The sequence below is a fragment of the Streptomyces fulvoviolaceus genome, from assembly GCF_000718165.1.
In the GTDB taxonomy this organism is placed as follows: Bacteria; Actinomycetota; Actinomycetes; order Streptomycetales; family Streptomycetaceae; genus Streptomyces; species Streptomyces fulvoviolaceus.
In genome coordinates, this window is record NZ_JOEY01000042.1 from 35,300 (window position 1) to 56,607 (window position 21,308).

Annotated in this window: 16 protein-coding genes; 9 read left to right on the forward strand and 7 right to left on the reverse strand. The window is 72.3% G+C overall.

All coding sequences use genetic code 11. The features are described from left to right. Positions 1-73 precede the first annotated feature (73 nt). The 5 genes from IG08_RS0137130 (at position 74) to IG08_RS0137150 (ending at position 5,466) form a co-directional block, all read left to right on the forward strand. Positions 74-466 carry an ankyrin repeat domain-containing protein gene (locus IG08_RS0137130; protein WP_030613352.1) on the forward strand — a complete coding sequence of 131 codons (393 nt, stop codon included), beginning with the start codon at positions 74-76 and terminating at the stop codon, positions 464-466. Positions 467-766: 300 nt separating this feature from the next. Beyond that, positions 767-2,185, forward strand: a complete 1,419-nt coding sequence (locus tag IG08_RS0137135) for a HEAT repeat domain-containing protein (RefSeq protein WP_030613355.1) — start codon at positions 767-769, stop codon at positions 2,183-2,185. 139 nt (positions 2,186-2,324) lie between these two features. Then, on the forward strand, positions 2,325-3,458 hold the full coding sequence (locus IG08_RS0137140) for a glycosyltransferase family 4 protein (protein ID WP_030613358.1): 1,134 nt from the start codon (positions 2,325-2,327) through the stop codon (positions 3,456-3,458). Then, complete coding sequence (locus IG08_RS0137145) at positions 3,455-4,612, forward strand: glycosyltransferase (protein ID WP_030613361.1); 1,158 nt, start codon at positions 3,455-3,457, stop codon at positions 4,610-4,612. The genes IG08_RS0137140 and IG08_RS0137145 overlap by 4 nt, the downstream gene beginning before the upstream one ends. Beyond that, positions 4,609-5,466, forward strand: coding sequence for an SGNH/GDSL hydrolase family protein (locus IG08_RS0137150; RefSeq protein WP_030613363.1), 858 nt, complete (start codon positions 4,609-4,611; stop codon positions 5,464-5,466). Before IG08_RS0137145 ends, IG08_RS0137150 begins: the two co-directional genes overlap by 4 nt. Positions 5,467-5,532: 66 nt before the next feature. Here the strand turns inward: IG08_RS0137150 and IG08_RS0137155 are convergent, their stop codons facing one another. Genes IG08_RS0137155 through IG08_RS0137175 form a run of 5 tightly spaced genes read right to left on the reverse strand, consistent with a single transcriptional unit; the run spans position 5,533 to position 9,911 of the window. Continuing rightward, positions 5,533-6,402, reverse strand: coding sequence for a 5-oxoprolinase subunit C family protein (locus IG08_RS0137155; protein WP_030613365.1), 870 nt, complete (start codon positions 6,400-6,402; stop codon positions 5,533-5,535). Beyond that, entirely contained in the window at positions 6,399-7,016 is a 618-nt protein-coding gene (gene pxpB / locus IG08_RS0137160; RefSeq protein WP_030613369.1) for a 5-oxoprolinase subunit PxpB, read from the reverse strand. The genes IG08_RS0137155 and pxpB overlap by 4 nt, the downstream gene beginning before the upstream one ends. Continuing rightward, positions 7,013-7,771, reverse strand: a complete 759-nt coding sequence (locus tag IG08_RS0137165; RefSeq protein WP_030613372.1) for a LamB/YcsF family protein — start codon at positions 7,769-7,771, stop codon at positions 7,013-7,015. Before IG08_RS0137165 ends, pxpB begins: the two co-directional genes overlap by 4 nt. Positions 7,772-7,791: 20 nt before the next feature. After that, on the reverse strand, positions 7,792-8,613 hold the full coding sequence (locus IG08_RS0137170; protein ID WP_030613375.1) for a putative hydro-lyase: 822 nt from the start codon (positions 8,611-8,613) through the stop codon (positions 7,792-7,794). Next, the gene (locus IG08_RS0137175; protein WP_030613378.1) at positions 8,610-9,911 is read right to left on the reverse strand and encodes an MFS transporter; all 1,302 of its coding nucleotides are present in this window, start codon (positions 9,909-9,911) and stop codon (positions 8,610-8,612) included. The genes IG08_RS0137170 and IG08_RS0137175 overlap by 4 nt, the downstream gene beginning before the upstream one ends. 130 nt (positions 9,912-10,041) lie before the next feature. Between IG08_RS0137175 and IG08_RS0137180 the strand changes: the two genes are divergently transcribed. From IG08_RS0137180 to IG08_RS0137195, 4 genes are all read left to right on the forward strand, one after another. Then, entirely contained in the window at positions 10,042-10,743 is a 702-nt protein-coding gene (locus IG08_RS0137180; protein ID WP_030613380.1) for a GntR family transcriptional regulator, read from the forward strand. Positions 10,744-10,902: 159 nt separating this feature from the next. Continuing rightward, a complete protein-coding gene (locus IG08_RS0137185; RefSeq protein ID WP_030613382.1) occupies positions 10,903-12,429 on the forward strand; it encodes a hypothetical protein in 1,527 nt (508 codons plus the stop codon). A gap of 109 nt (positions 12,430-12,538) precedes the next feature. Then, on the forward strand, positions 12,539-13,429 hold the full coding sequence (locus tag IG08_RS0137190) for a hypothetical protein (RefSeq protein ID WP_030613385.1): 891 nt from the start codon (positions 12,539-12,541) through the stop codon (positions 13,427-13,429). 37 nt (positions 13,430-13,466) lie between these two features. Beyond that, positions 13,467-18,092: a hypothetical protein gene (locus IG08_RS0137195; RefSeq protein WP_030613388.1), complete on the forward strand. Its 4,626-nt coding sequence runs from the start codon at positions 13,467-13,469 to the stop codon at positions 18,090-18,092. Here IG08_RS0137195 and IG08_RS0137200 read toward each other — a convergent pair whose 3' ends face one another. Together IG08_RS0137200 and IG08_RS0137205 are read right to left on the reverse strand one after the other, a co-directional pair. After that, positions 18,093-19,643, reverse strand: a complete 1,551-nt coding sequence (locus IG08_RS0137200) for a GMC family oxidoreductase (protein WP_030613391.1) — start codon at positions 19,641-19,643, stop codon at positions 18,093-18,095. It lies immediately after the preceding gene. A 50-nt stretch (positions 19,644-19,693) separates the two neighbouring features. Beyond that, the gene (locus IG08_RS0137205) at positions 19,694-21,256 is read right to left on the reverse strand and encodes an APC family permease (RefSeq protein WP_030613395.1); all 1,563 of its coding nucleotides are present in this window, start codon (positions 21,254-21,256) and stop codon (positions 19,694-19,696) included. Positions 21,257-21,308: the final 52 nt, after the last annotated feature.

Sequence of the window (21,308 nt, forward strand, 5' to 3'; positions counted from 1 at the left end):
TCCGGTCATGTGTGGCGGAAGCCAGTACCCTTGCGATTCACCTGAACGGTTGTAACGAGAGGCGGACCGGCCGATGACTGAAGCCCCCGACCCCGAGGTCGTGGAGCTGGCGACCAAGATCTTCGATCTGGCCCGGCAGGGGCAGACCGAGGCGCTCGTGGCGTACGTCGACGCGGGCGTTCCGGCCAACCTCACCAACGACCGTGGTGACTCCCTGGTGATGCTCGCCGCCTACCACGGCCACGCCGACGCCGTGCGCGCGCTGCTCACCCGGGGTGCCGAGGCGGACCGGATCAATGACCGGGGTCAGACCCCGCTCGCCGGGGCCGTCTTCAAGGGTGCTGAAGACGTCATCAAGGCGCTTCTGGAGAGCGGTGCCGACCCGGCCGCGGGGACCCCGTCGGCCGTCGACACCGCTCGGATGTTCGGCAAGACGAATCTGCTTGAATTGTTCGGCGCACACTGATCCGGATGCTCTGACCAGGTAAAACACGGAAAACGGGGGAGGCGGTAACTGGCCGCCGAAATTTCGGTCGCGGCAGATGGAACTGCCGAGTCATCATGACGTCGTGGTTCACGGACGTGATGGCTGGGCAGATGTTGCCGCACCGCGCGGACCGTGATGCGGTCCGCATGGGCCACCGACGAGAGGCAGAGGAAGATGGCTTACAGCAAGCAGGAAACGGCGGGCGCCCCGACGTGTTGGCACGCGGCCAGGTAATGCACGTCCCCGGTTGCGTCGACGCTTGATGTGAGGCTGTTTCCCATGTTCGATCCGGTCATAGCGCCCAGCGGTACGCTGCTCGGCCTGCTTCAGCGGGGCCGCGGCGACGGCACACTGCACGCGCTCACCGCCCCGCGCGCCGAGGCGCTCGCGGCGCTCAACCACTGCGTGCTGCGCGACCCCCGCCACGACTGGCAGGTGGAGAACCGCTCGCTGTACTACGCCCGTCTCTACCTCGACCTGAACGGCGAGCTGGACGAGATCGAGGCGCATCTCTTCGACGTCGAGGACGTCTTCGACACCGAGGAGTCCCGCACGGGGCTCGCCCTCGCGGTCCTCGGTCACCTCGCCTCCTACGGCAGGCGCGACGCGCTCGAACTGCTGCGCAGGTACGCCGCCTCCGGCGCCAACTGGGCCTGGGCGCTGGACGAACTGGCGCTGCGCGACGACGACGCCGGGCTGCGTGCCCTGGCGGCGCCCGTGCTGGCCCGCTTCGCGACCGACGCCGAGGGCGAGGCCGAGCTGGCCACCGTCGTGCGCGACGCCTTCGAACCCCGGCCCTGGCGGCTGTGGGCCGACGATCCGCGCGAATCGATCGCCACGCGCGTGCGTGCCGCTCAGGAGACCGGCTGCTTCGACCGCTGGCAGCGGCAGATGCGACCTACCGGGCCCCGTCCGGGGTGGAGCGTGCAGGCCGTCTTCGAGTGGGCTCAGCAGGGTATGGACCGTGGCGCCGCGCTGCATGTGCCCGCCGCCCGCTGCCTCACGGCCGTCGCCGGCCCCGAGGACCGGCCCGAGATCCTCGCCGCCGCCAAGGACGGCACCGACGGAGCCCGCTGTACCGCTCTGCGCTATCTCGCCGACAGCAATGATCCGGGTGCCCTCGACCTGATCGAGGCTGCCGTGGTCACCGGCTCGACAGCCGTCGTGGAGGCCGCCGTCGACGCCTTCGAGCGCATGCGCAGCGTCGCCGCCGTCGACCGGGCGCGCGGCTGGGCCCGCCGGCCCGACCCGCTGGGCGCCGCCGCCGGACGCATGCTCTCCTGCCGGGGCGCGGCCCAGGACAAGGACCTCGTCCTCGCGGCACTCCGGGAGGCCGTGCGGGGCGAAGGCCCCGACGCACCGACCCTGTGGACCCTCGTCGACGGCACCGGGCGGCTCGGCATCGCCTGCGCTGCACCCGTGCTCCGCCATATCTACCGAGAGACGGCCTCGTCCCATCTCCGCGGCCGCGCAGCCCGCGCGCTCGCCGCAACCGACCCCTCCTTCGCCACCGGCTTCGCCGTCGAGTGCCTCTGGGACTGCGAGGAGACCACCCGCGAGATCGCCGCCCGGCACGCCGAGACCGGTGACGCCAGGGTCGTCGAGCGGCTCCGCCGGCTCGCTGCGGATCCGGCCGAGGAGGCCGAGGTCCAGACGGCCGTTCGTAGCCGGATCGGGCCCGATTCCTCGGCTGTGTGAACACGGGGTGACCCGCGGGTCAGGCGCGCATGGACGTGGCCTGACCTGCCCGGGTGTGCAGCGGAACGCTCATGGGACGTTCCTCCTTCGGAAAGATCCACGTTGACGCGGGCACGTCCAGTACGGCGACAACACGGGTATGCGTGTCGTCATCGTGACCGAATCCTTTCCCCCCGATGTGAACGGCGTGGCCCACTGCGCGCTCCAGACCGCCCGGCACCTCGTAGATCGCGGTCACTCTCCGCTCGTCGTCGCACCGGCCACCGCGGCCGGTACCGGGCCCGGGGCCGATGCCCTGGCGCCGTGCCCTGTCGTCCGTGTCCCCTCCCTACCGCTCCCGGGCTACCCCCAGGTCCGCGTCGCCCTCCCCAGCCGGCGCGTGGCCGCGGCGATCGTCGAGCACCGTGCCGACGTCGTCCACCTGGCCAGCCCCTTCATCCTCGGCGTCCGCGGCATGGCGGCCGCCGCCCGGCTCGGCATCCCCGCCGTGGCCGTCTACCAGACCGACCTCGCCGGATACGCCCGCACCTACGTCCACGCGGGCGAGGCGGCAGCCTGGCGCCGCATCCGCTCCGTCCACGCCGCCGCCGACCTCACCCTCGCCCCGTCCAGCGCCGCCCTGCACGACCTGGAGACGCACGGTGTGCCCCGGGTGAAGCTGTGGGCGCGCGGCGTCGACACCGCCCGCTTCCGTCCCGAACTGCGGGACGAGACGCTGCGCCGTGAACTCGCCCCGAACGGCGAGCTGATCGTCGGCTACGTCGGCCGGCTCGCCCCCGAGAAGCAGGTCGAGCTCCTGGCGGACGCCTCCCGCCTGGAGGGCGTCCGGGTCGTGGTGGTGGGCGACGGGCCGAGCCAGCCCAACCTTGAGCAGGCCATGCCGGGCGCGGTCTTCCTGGGCCGCCGCACCGGCGACGAACTCGCCCGGATCTTCGCCTCGTTGGACCTCTTCGTGCACACCGGTCCCTTCGAGACCTTCTGCCAGACCGTGCAGGAGGCCATGGCGAGCGGCGTGCCCGTCGTCGCCCCCGCCGCCGGCGGCCCGCTCGACCTGGTCGCCCATGGGCGCACCGGGCTCCTGGTCCCGCCGCGCGACGCGGCCGCCGTACGGGACGCCGTCTGGTCCCTGTCCGCCGATCCCGGGCTGCGGGCCGCCTACGGCACCGCCGCGCGGGCGATGGTCGAGGGGCGCACCTGGGCCGCAGTCGGCGACCAGCTGATCGGGCACTACGCGTCCGTGCTCGCCACGCGGAATACGGTGATGGCGGCATGAGCGCCTTGCGAATAGTGCGGCTGGCCAACTTCGTCGCACCGGCCTCCGGCGGACTGCGCACCGCCCTGCGCGAGCTCGGCAAGGGCTTCAAGGCCGCCGGCCACGACCCCGTGCTCATCGTGCCCGGCGAGCGCGTGAGCGACCGTGAGACCGAGCAGGGACGGGTGATCACCCTGCCCGGCCCGCTGTTGCCCGGCACCGGCGGCTACCGCGTCCTCGCCGACAAGCGGCGGGTGGCCCGGCTGCTGGAGGAACTGGCGCCCGACCGGCTGGAGGTCTCCGACCGCACGACGCTCAGGTGGACCGGCAAGTGGGCGCGACGGGCCCGGGTGCCCGCCGTGATGGTCTCCCACGAGACCGCCGACGGTGTGCTCCGCACCTGGGGTCTGCCGGAGGAGGCGGCCCGGCGTGCCGCCGACGCCCTCAACACCCGTACGGCGCACACGTACGCGCGCGTGGTGTGCACCACGGAGTTCGCCGAGCGGGAGTTCGTGCGGATCGGGGCACGCAACGTCGTACGGGCGCCGCTGGGCGTCGACCTGGTGGCGCGGCACCCCGCGCTGCGCGCCCCCGGGCTGCGGGCCGTCCACGCGCGCGAGGACGAGGCGCTGCTCGTCATGTGCTCCCGGCTGTCCGTCGAGAAGCGGCCCGGCACCGCGCTGGACGCCCTGGAGGCGTTGGTACGGCGCGGTCGGCGGGCGGTGCTGGTGGTGGCAGGGGACGGGCCGCTGCGGGCGCGGCTGGAACAGCGGGCGCGCGAGCGCGGGTTGCCGGTCACTTTCCTCGGGCACGTCTCCGACCGTGGGCTGCTCGGCGCGCTCCAGGCCTCCGCCGACGTGTGCCTGGCGCCGGGGCCCGCCGAGACGTTCGGGCTCGCGGCCCTGGAGGCGATGGCCTGCGGTACGCCCGTGGTGGCGAGTGCGTCCTCCGCGCTCTCGGAGGTGATCGGCTCCGCCGGGGCCGTCGCCGCGGACCACGGCGAGGCCTTCGCGGACGCCGTGGACATGCTCCTCGACCGTCCCGCGGCCCAGCGCCGGGAGTCCGCACGCGCGCGTGCGGAGTGCTTCGGGTGGGGAACGGCGGTCGAGGCGTTCCTCGCCGCGCACGACGCGGTGACGGCCGTACGGCCCGGGGTGCCTGGGGGCGTCGCATGAGAGCCCCGCGTTTCGTCGCCCTCGGCGACTCGCTGACCGAAGGCGTGGGCGATCCCGTCGGCGAGGGGTGGCGCGGCTGGGCCGCACTGCTCGCCGGCGGGCTCGGCGAGGGGGAGGTGGCCTTCACCAACCTCGCGGTGAGCGGATCGCAGACGCGGGATGTCCTGGAACGGCAGCTGCCCGCGGCGCTCGCCCTGCGGCCGGACATCGCGTCCGTCGTCGTCGGCGTCAACGACACCCTGCGCTGCACGTTCGACATCCATGCCGTGGCCGCGCGGCTCGACCGCGTGTACGCGGCCTTCGCTGAACAGGGCGCCGTCCTGCTCACGGCATGCCTGCCCGACCCCGGCACGATGCTCGGGCTGCCGGGCGCGCTGGCGCGTCCGCTGGCCCGGCGGCAGCGGGCGGTCAACACCGTGGTGCACGCGCTGTCCGAGCGGTACGGGGCCGTGCATTTGCATGCGGCCGAGGGGACTTGGACCACTGACCGTGCGATGTGGAGCGCGGATCGGTTGCATCCCAGCGAACGGGGGCACCGGCAACTGGCCGCGCGGGCTCATGCGTTGCTGGCGGAGCGGGGGCTTGCGACGGGGACGGCTCCCTCGCCCGAGCCCGAGTTTCCGGTGCCCACCAAGTCGGCGAGCCTGTTGTGGCTGGCCACGGCGGGTACGGGGTGGGTGGTGCGGCGTTGTACCGATCTGCTGCCGCAGTTGCTGACGCTTGCCGCGGATGAGATGCGGCATCGCGCGCGGGGGACTAGTGCGCGGCTTGATCTGCGGGCCTCCGCGGCGGTGTCTGCGGCACTCGCCGCGCTGTCGGTGGCGTCGGGGGAGCAGCAGGTGGAGGCGGCTTGAGGGGTCGTTGGCGGGTGCGGGTGCGTGGGGGCTGGTCGCGCAGTTCCCCGCGCCCCTATGAGGGCGTTAGCGGCTGCGTACCTTGATGAAGCGCACCGGGGTTCCCGGTACCGCCTGGGCCGCTGCCGGCAGGTCTGGCTCGCGGACTACCCCGATCACCGGATAGCCCCCAGTGGTCGGGTGGTCCGCCAGGAAGACGACGGGTCTGCCGTCCGGCGGGACCTGAACCGCGCCCAGCACCATGCCCTCGCTGGGGAGTTCGCCCTTGAGCGTCCTCTCCAGGGCCGGGCCTGCCGTGCGTAGTCCGATGCGGTTGCTCGCTGAGGACACTCGGAACGTGCGGGTGGTGAAGGTGCGTACCGCCTCGGGTGCGAACCAGTCGTCTCGGGGGCCGAGTGTGACGCGTAGGACGAGTTCGGTCGGGGGCGCCGGCTGCGGAGCGACGTCCACGCGTGCGTGGAGCTCGTCCGGGGTGCCCAGGGGCAACACCGTGCCGTCCGTGAGCGGTGCCGGGCCGAGGCCTGACAGCAGGTCCGTGGAGCGGCTGCCGAGGACCGGCTCGACGGCGATTCCTCCGGAGACGGCCACGTAGCTGCGTAGCCCTGAGAGGGACGGTCCGACATCCAGGAGTGACCCGGCAGGCACGCGCACCGGTGCGGCCCAGGCTGCCGGACGGCCGTCCACCGTGACCGGGCAGGGCGCGCCCGCGACAGCCACGGTGACCGTCGAACGCGGGCGTACTGCACAGCCGTTGAGCGTGGTCTCCAGGACGGCCGCCTCGGACCGGTTGCCGACCAGGCGGTTGGCGAGGGCGGCCGCGGGTCCGTCCAGAGCCCCGGAGCGGGGTACGCCGAGGTGGGCGTGCCCGGGGCGCCCTTGATCCTGGACGGTGGTCAGCGCCCCGGACCGTACGACGGCGAGCGCGCGGTCGGTCACGCCGCCCCCACCGGCACGAAGCGCACGCGCGTGCCCGGCGAAAGGAGTGCGGCCGGTACGCGCGCGTGGTCCCACAACACCGTGTCGGTGGTGCCGATCAGCTGCCAGCCGCCCGGCGAGGAGCGTGGGTAGACGCCGGTGTACGGGCCCGCCAGGCCCACCGACCCGGCCGGGACAGCCGTGCGCGGGGTTGCCCGGCGCGGGATGTCGAAGCGCGTCGGCAGACCGGTGAGGTAGCCGAAACCCGGGGCGAATCCGCAGAAGGCGACGGTGAATTCGGTGTCCGCGTGGATGCGAGCCACCTCCTCCTCGCGGATACCCCAGTGGGCGGCGACATCGGCCAGGTCCGGGCCGTCGTAGCGCACCGGGAGCTCGACGACGTCACGCGCGCGTGGGGGAGCGGGCGGTACGTCGGAGGCGGTCAGTTCGGATGCCAGACGGGCCGGATCGTCGAGGCCGTCGAGGAGGACCGTGCGGGCCGCGGGCACGATCTCGCGGACCGACAGCGAGCCCTCCGCGCGGCGGCGCACCAACTCGGCGTGCAGGGCCTGGGCCTCGTCGCCCGAGGCCACCTCGACGAGCAGGGCACCGTCACCGACCGGCAGCGCCCTCATACGAAGGCCTCCACCCGGACGCCCGACGCCTCCAGCCGCTCCCGGACCCGGCGGGCCAGCTCCACGGCCCCCGGGGTGTCCCCGTGCACGCACAGGGAACGCGCTGTGACCTCGATGCGGGAGCCGGAGTGGGAGGCGACCGCACCGTCCCGGGCCAGGCCAAGCGAGCGCTCCACCACCGCCTCCGGGTCGGTGACCACGGCGCCGTCCTGTCCGCGCGGCACCAGAGTGCCCTCCTCGGTGTACGCGCGGTCCGCGAACGCCTCCGTGACGGTCGGCAGCCCCGCCTTCCCGGCCACGTCCAGCAGGCGCGAACCGGGCAGCCCGAGCACGGGCAGCGTGGCGTCCGCGAGGAGCACGCCGTCGACGACCGCGCCGGCCTGCTCCTCGTCGTGCACGACCCGGTTGTAGAGCGCGCCGTGCGGCTTGACGTACGACACGCGCGTGCCCGCCGCCCGCGCGAAGACCTCCAGGGCACCGATCTGGTAGGCCACCTCGGCCGCCAGTTCGGCGGGCGGCACGTCCATCGCGCGCCGCCCGAACCCCGCCAGGTCCCGGTAGGAGACCTGGGCGCCGATCCGTACCCCGCGCCCGGCCGCCAGCTCGCACACCCGCCGCATGGTGGCCGCGTCCCCGGCGTGGAACCCGCAGGCCACGTTGGCGCTGGTGACGACGGACAGCAACTGCTCGTCGTCGGTCAGCCGCCAGTGGCCGAAGCCCTCGCCGAGGTCGGCGTTGAGATCGATGGAGGTCATGGATCCTTCGTGTCTCCTTCTCAGGCCACGCGGTACTGCTCGTCGCGGGCGTCGGTGAGGAACATCTGCCCCGGTGCATGGGTGATGGCGAACGGCGGGCGTGAGGCCATCACCGCGGCCTGCGGGGTCACTCCGCAGGCCCAGAACACCGGGATGTCGTCGGGTTCGGCGTCCACCGGATCGCCGAAGTCGGGGCGGCCGAGGTCGTCGATGCCCAGCCCCGAGGGATCGCCGCAGTGTACGGGGCTGCCGTGCACCGCCGGGAGCAGACTGCTCTCCCGGATCGCGGCCGCCAGATGCTCCGGCGGCACCGGCCGCATGGACACCACGAGGGGGCCGTGCAGCCGCCCCGCCGGGCGGCACTCGCGGCCGGTGACGTACATCGGGACGTTGCGGCCCTGCTCGATGTGGCGGATCGGGACGCCCGCCCCGGACAGGGCCCACTCGAAGGTGAAACTGCAGCCGATCAGGAACGACACCAGGTCGCCGCGCCAGTGCGCGCGCACGTCCGTCGGCTCGTCCACCAGCTCGCCGTTCTCCCACACCCGGTAGCGCGGCAGATCGGTGCGCAGGTCCGCGCCGTCCGCGAGGACGGTCGTGAAGGAGCCGGCGTCCGTGACGTCGAGCACCGGGCAGGGCTTGGGGTTGCGCTGGCAGAACAGCAGCATGTCGTACGCCCAGTCGGCGGGCACCGAGATCAGGTTGACCTGGGTGTGGCCGGCCGCGACCCCGGCGGTGGGGCCCGCCAGACCCGCGCGGAAGCGGAAGCGGGCGTCTTCCGGGCTCCACGCGTGCGCGTACTCGTCGACGAGGGGCAGGGGGCGGTCTTCCGTACGGTTCACGTGAGCTCCTTGCCGCGTGTCTCGGGCAGGCCGAGGAGGGCCAGCGCCGCGATGCCGTAGCCGATCGCGCCGAAGACCAGCGCGCCGCCCACGCCCCAGCTGTCGGCCAGGAAGCCGACCGTCGTGGGGAAGATGGCGCCCACCGCGCGGCCGGTGTTGTAGGTGAAGCCCTGGCCCGTGCCCCGCACCGCCGTCGGGTACAGCTCGCTCAGGTAGGACCCGAAGCCGCTGAAGATCGCCGACATGCAGAACCCGAGCGGGAAACCGAGCACCAGGAGCAGGGTGTTGGCCCCGCTCGGGATGTTCGCGTACGCCAGGATGCAGACCGCCGACAGCAGGGCGAAGAGCCAGATGTTGCGCCGGCGGCCCAGCCGGTCGGTGAGGTAGCCGCCGGTCAGGTAGCCGAGAAAGGCGCCGGAGATGAGGAACGTCAGATAGCCGCCGGTGCCGACGACCGACAAGCCGCGCTCGCTCTTCAGGTAGGTCGGAACCCAGGTGGCGAGGGTGTAGTAGCCGCCCTGGACACCGGTGGAGAGCAGCCCCGCGAAGATCGTCGTACGTAGGAGGCCGGGCTTGAAGATCGCCGTGAACGAGCCCTTCTGGGAACTCTGTTCGCGTACGGCGACCGCCTCGGGAGCGTCCTGTACCCGGCGCCGCATCCAGACGACGAGCAGCGCGGGCAGCGCGCCGGTCCAGAACATCACGCGCCAGGCCAGGTCGTCGTCCAGGAACGAGAACACCAGCGTGTACATGATCGCGGCCAGCGCCCAGCCCACGGCCCACGAACTCTGGATGGCGCCGAGGGTGCGGCCGCGGTGCTTGGAGCTCGCGTACTCGGCGACCAGCATCGCGCCGACCGCCCACTCGCCGCCGAACCCGAGGCCCTGGAGGGCCCGGAAGACCAGCAGCGTCTCGTAGTTGGGCGCGAAGCCGCAGGCCACGGTGAAGACGGCGTAGGTGATCACCGTGATCATCAGCGCCTTGACCCGGCCGACCCGGTCCGCGAACACGCCCGCCAGGGCGCCGCCGACGGCGGAGACCACCAGCGTGACGGTCGTGAAGAGGCCGGTCTGGCCGCTGTCCAGGCCGAAGTACGCGGCCAGCGCGACCATGCTCAGCGGCAGGGTGAAGTAGTCGTAGGAGTCCAGGGCGTAGCCGCCGAACGCGCCGGCGAAGGCGCGGCGGCCGCGCGGACCGAGGGCCCGGAACCAGCCCAACGCCCCGTCATCGGCGGGGCGTTCGGTCGTCGAGGGGTGTGCGTCGGTGGTCAGGGCCTGCGGTGGAGGGGTCGTGCTCATGGGCACCTCGCAGTGGGAGGACGGAGGGTGCGGAGCAGAGCCGTGCGGTGAACAGCAAGGTAGAGGATCGTTCAACGATCCTTCAATACCCCTGTTGTTTCGTTCTCGTGTCTGCGGTTGAATTCCGGGCATGGCAGAGCAGCTGAGCGGACTGGCCGACGACCGCGCCCTCCTGAGTCGTACGAGCACGGCCGAACGGGTCTCGGACATCCTCAGAAGCCGCATCGCCGAGGGCTACTTCCCGCCCGGGACACGGCTGTCGGAGGACAGCATCGGCGGCGCGCTCGGCGTCTCCCGCAACACACTGCGCGAGGCGTTCCGGCTGCTCACGCACGAACGCCTGCTCGTCCACGAGCTCAACCGGGGCGTGTTCGTGCGGGTCCTGACCGTGGAGGACGTCGAGGACATCTACCGCACTCGCGGTCTCGTGGAGTGCGCGGTGGTGCGGGGGCTGGGCGAGCCGCCGTACGCGCTGGACGGGCTCGCCGAGGTCGTGGCGGAGGGCCGGCGGGCAGCGCACGAAGGTGACTGGAAAGTGGTGGGTACGGCCAATATCCACTTCCACCGGGAGCTGGTCGCGCTCGCGGGCAGCGACCGCACCAACGAGCTGATGCGCAGCGTCTTCGCCGAGCTGCGCCTCGCCTTCCACGTCGCGGACGACCCCAAGGCCTTGCATGAGCCGTACCTCGCCCGAAACCAGCAGATCCTCCAGGCGCTGGAGGCGGGGGACCGGCAGGAGGCCGAGAATCTGCTGGGGGTCTACCTGGAGGACTCGCTGGAGCGTGTGGTCGAGGTGTACAGGCGAAGGGTGGGGGACGAAAACGCCCTTTAGGGGCGCGGGGCTGTGTCCGATATGCGGCTCCGCCGCGTGGGGCGCGACAAGCCCCCACCGGCCCGCAGCTGAAACACAACCGGTAGTCGCCCGCCCGACCGCCGGAGGCGATCCGCGTCGTTTGGGGAGTTGTCAGACCGAGGACCTAGTCTGTGCACCGTGACTTCGCCTGCATCGACGGACAGCGTTCCGCCCCAGCTCAGCGCGGGGCCGCGCCCCGCACCGGGCCCGGCCGCCGACGAAGGGCTGGCGCGGCGGCTGCGCGCGCTCGCCTGCACCGCGCCGCTGCACGACCTCGATGCGCGCAAGGCCAACCTCGCGGGCGAGTACTCGGTGTACGGCATGGCGGAGGTGGCCCTCTCCGCCATCGACCTGGTCACCCTGAACATGGACTTCGACACGGGCGCGGATCACGACCAGATAGTGGCCAGGCTCATCCCGCGCATCGCCGCCCAGGCCCCGCAGCGGCCGGTCACCGAGCATGAGCGCGTGGCCCGCTGGGTTCTGGAGAACCTGATCAACGTCGGCAGCGTCGACCGTGGCTTCCGCGCGGTGTACGGCACGTTCGCCACGGACGGCACGTATGTCCGCCGTGACTACGACTTCAAGCTGATCGAGGAGGTGCCCGGACCCGGCGGCTCCGTGTACCTCCGTACGACGGACGAGGCGGTCAACGTCCTCGTCGGCGCCCTCGACACCGACGTCACCAGCGCGCAGATTGCCGCCGAGGTCAAGCTGGAGGTGCTGATCAGCCGAGGGCGGCTGGCCGACGCCCAGCTGGCCGCCGAGCAGGCCCGGTACCGGACCGTGCAGTACTCGGAGACCCTGCGCAGGGCGCTGGACGCGACCCGGCGCAATGTCCGGGCCGTGGACTGGCTCAACGCCGTGCCCGACATGATCACCGAGGCGCTCGACCACGTCGCCGACCGGTACCGCCACGAGAACGCGATCCTCACGAACATTCGTAGAGCGCGGGACGAGTCGGAGGACCCGGAGCAGAAGCGGCGGGCCGCCGAGCTGGTCGACATCGTCAAGGACTGCATCCGGCGGCACACGCAGCTGCAGTCGCGGTTGCTGGAGGCGGGTCCGCTGTTCCGTGCGGAGCAGGACCGGCAGGCCTTCGCCACGCCCATGACGACGTCCGGGATAGATCTGTACGGGCATCTGGTCGCGCCCGTTCTGCCGTTGCCGCTGGAGCAGGCGGCCCGGGTCACCGACGCGTTCTTCGCTCGCGGGACCGGGTTGCGTACGCCGGTGTCGGTGCGGGTGGGTGACCTTGTCGACATACTGCTGACGCCGCCGTTGGAGCGGGAGCATCTGGGGGCGGAGATGCCGGAGCCGGATCTCATCGCCACGCCGGACGACAGTCGGTTCAGTGAGGAACAGCTGGCGGCGGCGACGGAGCTCCTTGATCTGCCCGCGGATGCGCCGCGACGGCTTTCGGGGTTGCTGGCCGAGGCTCGTCGGCGGGATCCCGAGTTGCCGTATCTCGTTGCTTTGTTGGCTGTTCACGCAGCCAGTCCGGCGGTGGGGACTGCCTACCGGCAGGGCGAGGAGAAGCTGGTGTTCGCCGTGGATGACGGGACCGAGCTTGATGATCCCGAGTTCGGTGGGGCCGACCTGATTGTGGGGACGGCGTTGCTGGATGCGGTGGGGATGGCTGCGGATCGGGCGGAGGCGGCGTGATGTTTGTGCCGGTGGGCGGCTGCGGGTCCGCTGTGGCTGGTCGCGCAGTTCCCCGCGCCCCTAGGTGGGCAAGCTGCTCCCCCGTTTTCAAGTTCGAGGAGATTGAGTCGTGAGCGAGCACGTCGAGTGGAGTGACGCGGAGGCCCCCGCCCCTTCGGCGCCCGCTGCCGTCACGCCCGCCGACGCCGCCGACGCGGCTCGGCTTGTCGCCTTTGGGCTGCAGCCCAAGCTGCAGCCCGCGCGGGACCAGGAGTACACCGAGTTGCTGCGGCGGTATCGGGAGGACCCGCCGTTCGCGCGGCTCGCCGATGCCGTGGCCGCCGGGCTCGGGCTCGTCGTCCTTGAGGTGTCCCCACGCGCGGGGATGGCCGTGACCGCCGCCGAGGACTCGGTGTTCGCCGTGCGCATGGGCGACTACGCGCGCCGGACGTCCGCCGACTCCGGGGACCGGTTCCTGCACGGGCTGGCCCATCTCGCCGTCGCCGCGATGGCGTTTCCGCGACCCGAGGACCTTGCCGACGACGGGTACATCGGGCGCGTCTCGGTCAACGGCGTCGACGCGTTCGTACGGCAGGCATGTCGGCGGCTGGAGGAGCGGGCCGAGGAGGTGGGGGAGAACACCGACCCGGCGACCGACGCACCCGGTCTCGAGGCCGCCTGGCGGATCTGGGCGAGACGCAGCGCGACCGGTGCCACCAAGGACGCGCGTCGGCTCGCCGGGTCGACGACCGGCATCGTCGGCAAGGCCGCCGCCTTCCTCACCGACTCCGGATTCCTGCAGCGCACCGGTGACGACAACGGCGGTACGTATCGGACGACCGCCCGCTACCAGCTCCAGGTGCGGGACATGGCGGGCAGTGCCGCCATGGCCGAGCTCCTCGAGCTGGGCGTCGTCCCGGTCACCGACGGCACACCCACCCTGCTGCCCGCCGAGGACAGCGAAGACCTGGGGCTGGTGGCCGACGCCGGACTGCCGTTCCACGCGTCGACCTCCTCCTGAACTCCCCCCACCTGCCGAAGACTTACGAGAGTCCGCCATGTACGAGCTGTCCCGGGTCCGCCTCTACTCCATCGGTCCCGCCGGTGCGCGCTACGCCGACACCGTGCTTGACCTGCGCGGTGTGGGCGCGGAAGTGCCCGACCCCGCGCCCACCCAGGCGGAGTTCTTCGAGGAGGAGCCCGTCGGTCCGCCGAGGCGCCCGGCGCCCGCCGGTGTGCTCTTCCTGGAGAACGGCGGCGGCAAGTCCGTCCTGCTCAAGCTGATCTTCTCCGTGATGCTGCCCGGCCATCGCAACACCCTCGGTGGTGCGAGTTCGGGTGTGCTGCGGAAGTTCCTGCTCGCCGACGACTGCGGGCACGTGGCGCTGGAGTGGCAGCACGTGCTGACCGGCGAGTGCATTGTCGTCGGCAAGGCCAGTGAGTGGCGGGGACGTCAGGTCTCCAACGACCCGCGGAAGTTCGCCGAGGCCTGGTACTCCTTCCGGCCCGGGCCCGGGCTGAGCCTCGACAACCTGCCGGTCGCCGAGTCCACCGCCGTACGGCCGTCCGTCGAGGGGCAGTCGGGCGCGCAGGGGCGCCGGCGGACCATGAAGGGCTTCAGGGATGCCCTCACCGAGGCGGGCAAGGCGTATCCGCATCTGGAGGTGCACTGGGAGGAGATCCACGACCGGTGGATCGAGCACCTCGGCGACCTGGGCCTCGACCCCGAACTCTTCCGCTACCAGCGGGAGATGAACGCCGACGAGGGCGAGGCCGCCGGCCTCTTCGCGGTGAAGAAGGACTCCGACTTCACCGACCTGCTGCTGCGCGCCGTGACCGACACGCGCGACACCGACGGTCTCGCCGACCTCGTCAGCGGCTTCGGCAACAAGCTGGGGCGCCGGGCGGAGCTGATCGCCGAACGGGACTTCACCGCCGGGTCGGTCGACCTGCTCGGCCGGATCGTCGAGGCCGCCGAGGCCCGCTCCCGCGCGCGGGACATCCACGCCGGGGCCGAGCGCCGGACGCGGTCCCTCGCGCGGCGGCTGTCCGCGCGGGGCGCCCAGGAGCGAGTGCGGGCGGCCGACCTCGCACAGCGGGTCACCGCCGCCGCGTACGCCGCCACGCACTCCGAGGCGGGTCGGGAGCGCAGCGCGCTGATCGCCGCCGAACTCGCCTACCGGCACGCCTCGTTGGCGCTCGCCGCCACCGAGAAGTCGGCCGCCGCGCAGAAGCGCGAGCTCGCCGACGCGCGCACGCTGCACTCCGCCTGGCAGGCCGCAGAGGCCGTACTGCGTCACCGCGCCGCCGCCGACCGGGTCGCGCGCGTGGCCGTCGCGATCCAGGAGGCGGAACGCGACGCGGCCCCCGCGCTGGCCGCCCGCGCCAAGGCCGCCGTCGATCTCGTACGGGCCCTGCACGCGGCCGCCGAAGGCGCCGAGACCCTCGCCAACGAAGGGGAGGAGCGGTCCGCCGCACTCCAGGAGATCGGCGAGTCCGCCCACCGGGACTCCACCGCCGCCGCCACCGAGGCACAGCGCGCCCGCAGCGAGGTCGGTCACCTTCGCCAGCGGCTGAGCGAGGTCGAGCAGGAGACCGCCGAGGCCGTGCGCGCGGGCTGGCTCGACGACAGCGCACCCGATGCCGACCCGGCACGGGCCGCGCTCGCCGCCAGCGATGCCGAGAAGACGGCCGTCGCCGCGTGGGACACCACGCGTGAGGCCTCGCGGCGGGCCACCGAGCACGCGCGCGAAGCGGGCGGTGCGGAGTCCCGTGCCGAGCTGACCGCGGCCCGCGCGGCGGACGCGGCCACGGCGGCCGAGCGGTCGTACGGTGCCGAGCGCCGCCTCGCCGAGGCCCTGGCGGCGGAGCCGCGGCTGGCGGAGCTGCTGAGTCTGAGCGGCGGCGACGCCCGTTCCGTGGTCCCGCAGCCCCGGCACGACACGGACGCCGGCGACCAGGGGGCGCTCACCCCCGAGGACCTGGACCGTTTCGCCGACGAGCTGCGCGAACTGCTCGACGACACCGTCTCCTCGGCCGAACGCCAGCTCTTCGAACTGCGTACCGCCGCCGCCGACGACTCCCGGATCCTCGGCGCGCTCGGCGACGGCGGGCTGCTGCCGCCCGGCCCGGACGTGCTGGCCACCGTCGAGTTCCTCGGCGAGCACGGCATCCCCGCGCTGCCCGGCTGGCGCTACCTCGCCCAGGCCGTCGACCCCGCCGACCACGCGCGCGTGCTGGCCGCCCGGCCCGAGCTGGTCGACGGCGTGATCATCACCGACCCGGCCACGCACGCGCGTGCCCGCGAGGCGCTGAGCGAGGCGGCACTGCTGCCACGGTCCGCCGTCGCCGTCGGTACGGCCGCCGCCCTGCTCGCACCGACCCCGGCGCCCGACTCGGACAACGGGGACGTCTTCCTCGTACCGCCGAACCCCGCCATGCACGACGAGCACGCCGCCGACGAGGAACGGCAGGCGCTGCGTGCGCGGGCGACCGAGCGCGACGAGGAGATCCGGTCGCTCGCGGCCCGGCTCGGCAAGGACCGGGAGCTGGCGGCGCGGCTGTCCTCCTGGCGCACCGGCTGCCCGGCCGGGCGGCTCGTCGAGCTGGCGCAGGCCGCGCAGGACACGCGGGTGTTCGCCGAGGAGTCCGAGGCCGAGCTGGCCGAGGCCCGGACCGTCCGCGCCGAGGCCGACGAAGCCGCCGCCGAGGCAGCACAAGCGCGGGACGAGCGGCAGGAGGCCGCGCAGAAGGCCCGGCGCGCCGCCGACGCCCTCGCCGGGCTTGCCTACCGTCTGCGCGAGCGGGCCGGCTGGCAGGTCAAGCTGCGCGAACTCGCCGACGAGGCCACCGAGTCGGAGGCCCGCGCCCAGACGTGCCTGGAGCGCGCCCGCGCCGCCGACGAGGACCGGCGCGCCGCCCAGCGCGGCGCCGACGACGCCCGCCGCACCGCCCGCGCGCTGCGCGCCGAGCGCGCCGAGATCGCGGGCGCCCCCGACGACGTACCGGCGGACGACGCGGACGCGTCCAAGGCGTCCCTGCCTGCCCTGCGCGAGGCCTACCGGGCCGCGTCCCAGCTGTACGAGAAGGTCGGCGTCGGCGCCGACCTGCGCGCCGAGCAGGCCCGTGCGGAGAGCGACGAGAGCGCGGCGCGCGCCGAGCTGGACCGGCTCAGCAACAAGGTCCGCACACGCGCGGAGCAGCTGCTCCAGTCGCCCGACGGCTCCGACGGGCCCTCCCGACAGGCCGCCGTCGCCCGCGCCGACGAGCTGGTGCAGCTCCTGGAGACCCGGATGTCGACCGCGAGCGAGCAGCTCGGCCGGCTGCGCGGCGAGGCCGAGCGGCACGCGCCCGAGGACGGCGAGGCGCACACCGAGCTGTCGGAGGAACTCCAGCCGCGCGACGCCGAGCACGCCCAGGCGCTGCTGCGCACGGCGACCGCCGAACTCGCCTCCCGTACCGAGGCGTTGAACCAGGCGCGGGAGGCGCACGCCGAGCTCCTCGACACCCACCGTGCCGCTGAGGACGCGGCCGGCGGATTCGACGAGATCGCCGCGATGCTCCGCGACCTGATGCGTGAGCACGCCTCGGAGGAGGAGCAGGAGGAGCCGGAGCCGTACCCGGGCAGCCCGGAGGAGGCCCGGCAGTCCGCCGCCGAGGCGCGCCGGTCGCTGCGCGGCTGCGCCGCCGACCTGTCCGCCGCCGAGTCCGCCGTACGCGAGGCGAGCGACGTGCTCGTCCGGCACGCCAACTCCACGCGCTACGAACAGGTTCGGACCCCGGCGCGGCAGCAGATCCGTGAGCTGCCCGCCTCGGCGCTGCCCGAGCACGCGCAGAAGTGGGCCGACGCGTTCGCGCCCCGACTCCGGGTCCTCACCGACGAGTTGGCGCAGCTGGAGCGGAACCGGGACTCGATCGTGGACCGGCTGCGGGGGCTCGTAGAGTCGGCCCTCGCCACGCTCAGGTCCGCCCAGCGGCTGTCCCGGCTGCCGGAAGGCCTCGGTGAGTGGTCCGGGCAGGAGTTCCTGCGCATCCGCTTCGAGGAGCCCGACCAGGCGACTTTGACCGAGCGGCTGGGCGAGGTCATCGACGAGGCGACCCGGGCGGCCGTGAAGAAGAACTCCGACATGCGGCGGGACGGCATGTCGCTGCTGCTGCGGGGTGTGGGCGCGGCCCTTGAGCCCAAGGGGGTCGCCGTCGAGATCCTCAAGCCGGATGCCGTGCTGAGGGCCGAGCGCGTGCCCGTCGGGCAGATGGGCGACGTGTTCTCCGGTGGGCAGTTGCTCACGGCGGCCATCGCGCTGTACTGCACAATGGCGGCGCTCCGCAGCAATGACCGGGGACGGGACAAGCACCGGCATGCCGGCACGCTGTTCCTCGACAACCCGATCGGGCGGGCCAACGCGACCTATCTGCTGGAACTCCAGCGCGCGGTGTCGGATGCCCTGGGCGTCCAACTCCTCTACACCACCGGCCTGTTCGACACGACCGCGCTCGCCGAGTTCCCGCTCGTCATCCGGCTGCGGAACGACGCGGACCTGCGGGCCGGGTTGAAGTACATCAGCGTGGAGGAACACCTCCGGCCGGGACTGCCGCAGCAGGCCCCGGCCGGAGAAGGTGAAGCGGTACACAGCGAGATCACGGCGACGCGGATGTTCAAACGGCCCGCGCCGACCGCCGGTTGATCAGGCGTCCTCCTTCAGGAGATCCGCGCACTTCTCGCCGATCATCATCGTCGTGATGCACGGATTGACGGTGACGAGATCCGGCATCACCGAACCGTCGGCCACCCGCAGACCCTCGACCCCCTTGACCCGCAGCCGCGCGTCGAGCGGGGCCGAGGTGTCGTCGTCCGCGCCCATCTTCACGGTGCAGGACGGGTGGTAGACGGTGTTGTGGGTCTTGTGGATGTAGTCGAGCAGCTCCTCGTCGGTCTGGACGTCCGGGCCGGGGGCCAACTCGGCTCCCGCCCAGCCGCTCAGCGCCGGCTGCGAGGCGATGCGGCGGGCCAGCTTCAGCCCGTACGTCATCACCCGCACGTCGTGCTCGTGGGTGAAGTACCGCGGATCCACCATCGGCTTGTCCCGGTAGTCCCGCGTCCGCAGCCGCACCGTCCCCCGTGACTTCGCGCGCGTCACGTTGGGGGTGAGGCAGAACGCGTTCTCCGACGTGGGGTAGCCCCACCGCGCGGTGTTCATGTCGAACGGCACCGAGCCGTAGTGGAACATCAGGTCGGGCCGGTCCAGGCCCTCCTCGGTGTCGTAGAAGATGCCCGCCTCCCACCACTGGCTGGACGTGGTGGTCATGGGCTGCTTGGCCTCCCACATGATCACGCCCTCGGGGTGGTCCTGGAGGTTCTCGCCGACGCCCGCCGAGTCGACCACGACCTCGATACCGACCTCGCGCAGATGCGCGGCCGGTCCGATGCCGGACAGCATCAGCAGCTTCGGGGTGTCGATCGCCCCGCAGGAGACGATCACCTCGCGTCGGGCCCGTACCGTCCGGGTGTGGATCAGGTCCGGGTCCAGGTACTCGGCGCCCACGCAGCGCCGACCGTCGAGCACGAGCTTCTTGGCGCGTACGCCCGTGCGCACCTCCAGGTTCGGCCGCTTGCCCATGACCGGGTGGAGGTAGGCCACGGAGGACGACTGGCGGATGTTGTTCTCGTCGGAGTTGATCTGGAACCAGTTGGCGCCCCGGACCACCGTCGAGCCGGTGTTGAAGGGCGTCGTCGGGATCCCGGCCTGCGCGCACGCCTCCAACAGGGCCGTACCGCACGGGTCGTCGCTCTTCAGCGTGCGCAGCTTCACCGGGCCGGTGCGGCCGTGGTGGTCGCCGGGAGCGTCGTTGTTCTCCAGCCGCTGGTAGAGCGGGAAGAGATCGGCGGCGCTCCAGCCCGTACAGCCGCCGGCGGCCCAGGCGTCGAGGTCCTCCGCCGGGGCCCAGAAGGCGATACAGGAGTTGTGCGAGGAACAGCCGCCCAGCACCTTCGCCCGGGCGTGCCGCATGAAGCTGTTGCCGCTGGCCTGCGGCTCGACCGGGTAGTCCCAGTCGTAGCCGGACTCCAGCAGGCCCATCCAGCGTTCGAGTTTGAGGATGTCGTCGTCGCCGACGTCGCTGGGCCCCGCCTCCAGGACGCACACGGTGACCGAGGGGTCCTCGGACAGCCGGGCCGCCACCGCGTTGCCCGCGGTGCCGCCGCCGACCACGACGTAGTCGAACTCATCGGTGTTCATGAGTGTTGACCTCCTTGTAGCCGCATACACAGCCGCATCGCAGCCTGAACTCAGTCGGCCGCCGGGGTGGCGAAGGGAGCGGCCGGCGCCGTCTCCTCGAGCTTGTGCTCGGCGAGCACACCGGTCCGGTGCCGCTGGATGAACCAGTAGTAGGCGAAGCCGCCGCCCATGATCACTCCGACGAACAGGACCGCGCCCCACTGGAGGTACCAGTGGAAGGGGGCGGTCGCGTTGTAGACGGAGGCACGCGGCCAGAGCAGGTTGATCGTCATGCCCGCGCCCCACAGCACGGCCACGATGTTGACGAGCAGGCCCCAACGGCCCAGCGAGAACTTGCCGTCGCCGGCCGGCTGCCACTTGCCGCGCAGCCGCGCCACCAGCATGGGCCCGGTGACGCCCAGGTAGGCGAGGTAGATCATGATGATGCCGATGCTGGTGACGACCGTGAAGATCTGCGGCTGGCGGATGTTGACCACCAGGATCGCCAGCGCCAGGATGCCGATGATCACGGCCGGCAGCACCGGGGTCTGGAAACGCGGGCTGACCTTGGCCATCAGCGAGGACGCGGGCAGGTTGTTGTCCCGGGACATCGCGAACGCCAGCCGGATCGCCGCCGTGTGCACGGCGAGCGCGCAGACGGTGACCGCGATCAGCACGCACCACAGCATCGCCTTGCCGGCCGTGGAGCCGAGCACGTCGAGGACGATGTACTGGAGACCGTCCGTGGACAACTCCCCGCTCTTCAGGCTGGAGACGCTCATCAGCGCGAGCAGCAGGATCAGTCCGCCCAGGACGAAAGAGGCGACGATCGCCCGGATGATCGCGCGGGGCGCGTTCCGGGACGGGTCCACGGACTCCTCACCCAGCGAGGCGGCCGTGTCGAAGCCGTACATGACGTACGCCGAGGCCAGCGAGGCCACCAGGAACGCGCCCAGGTAGCCGGCGCCGTACCCCGCCCCGGTGCCGTTGGTCTCCGTGACGACCTGCGGGCCGCGCGTTATGTGCACGGCGAACAGGACGATCAGTACGACGGTGGCGATCAGCTCGATGAACACGCCCGCCGAGTTGATCGTGGCCATCAGCTTGACGCCGAAGGCGTTCACGAGGGTCGTGAACAGGATCAACACCGCGGCCAGGATGACCGCGTTGGTCGCCACGTCGTACTTGCCGGTGCCGTCGCCGACGATCTGGAACACGTCGGAGATCTGCGGCAGCGTCAGCTGGTAGGCGAGTGCCACGGCCGAGATCGACACGATCGACGCGATCAGCATCGTCCAGCCGGCCAGCCAACCCAGATGCGGATTGCCTACCTTCTTCGACCAGTTGTAGACCGAGCCCGCGACGGGGTAGCGGGCCGCCAGCTCGGCGAAGCACAGGGCCACCATGAACTGGCCGACGAAGACCATCGGCCACGACCACCAGTACGCGGGGCCGCCGCTGCCGTAGCCGAAGTAGAACAGCTGGAACGTACCGGTCAGGATCGAGATGTAGCTGATGCCGGCGGCGAAGGTGTGGAAGTTGCCGAGCGTGCGCTTGAGCTCGGGCTTGTAACCGAACTCGGCGAGTTCGGCGTCGTCGGTCTGTGGTCCTGTTGGTTGCTCGGTTGTCGTCATGAGCGGACTCCTGAGGGGCCGGAGGAGGGGAGGGGAGCGGCTCGTGCGGGGG

What these genes read in the sequence shown, in the direction of transcription:
- IG08_RS0137130 (WP_030613352.1), top strand. Translation starts at nt 74, where the DNA reads ATGACTGAAGCCCCCGACCCCGAGGTCGTGGAGCTGGCGACCAAGATC.
- IG08_RS0137135 (WP_030613355.1), top strand. Translation starts at nt 767, where the DNA reads ATGTTCGATCCGGTCATAGCGCCCAGCGGTACGCTGCTCGGCCTGCTT.
- IG08_RS0137140 (WP_030613358.1), top strand. Translation starts at nt 2,325, where the DNA reads ATGCGTGTCGTCATCGTGACCGAATCCTTTCCCCCCGATGTGAACGGC.
- IG08_RS0137175 (WP_030613378.1), bottom strand. Translation starts at nt 9,911, where the DNA reads ATGAGCACGACCCCTCCACCGCAGGCCCTGACCACCGACGCACACCCC.
- IG08_RS0137145 (WP_030613361.1), top strand. Translation starts at nt 3,455, where the DNA reads ATGAGCGCCTTGCGAATAGTGCGGCTGGCCAACTTCGTCGCACCGGCC.
- IG08_RS0137195 (WP_030613388.1), top strand. Translation starts at nt 13,467, where the DNA reads ATGTACGAGCTGTCCCGGGTCCGCCTCTACTCCATCGGTCCCGCCGGT.
- IG08_RS0137200 (WP_030613391.1), bottom strand. Translation starts at nt 19,643, where the DNA reads ATGAACACCGATGAGTTCGACTACGTCGTGGTCGGCGGCGGCACCGCG.
- IG08_RS0137165 (WP_030613372.1), bottom strand. Translation starts at nt 7,771, where the DNA reads ATGACCTCCATCGATCTCAACGCCGACCTCGGCGAGGGCTTCGGCCAC.
- IG08_RS0137150 (WP_030613363.1), top strand. Translation starts at nt 4,609, where the DNA reads ATGAGAGCCCCGCGTTTCGTCGCCCTCGGCGACTCGCTGACCGAAGGC.
- pxpB (WP_030613369.1), bottom strand. Translation starts at nt 7,016, where the DNA reads ATGAGGGCGCTGCCGGTCGGTGACGGTGCCCTGCTCGTCGAGGTGGCC.
- IG08_RS0137205 (WP_030613395.1), bottom strand. Translation starts at nt 21,256, where the DNA reads ATGACGACAACCGAGCAACCAACAGGACCACAGACCGACGACGCCGAA.
- IG08_RS0137180 (WP_030613380.1), top strand. Translation starts at nt 10,042, where the DNA reads ATGGCAGAGCAGCTGAGCGGACTGGCCGACGACCGCGCCCTCCTGAGT.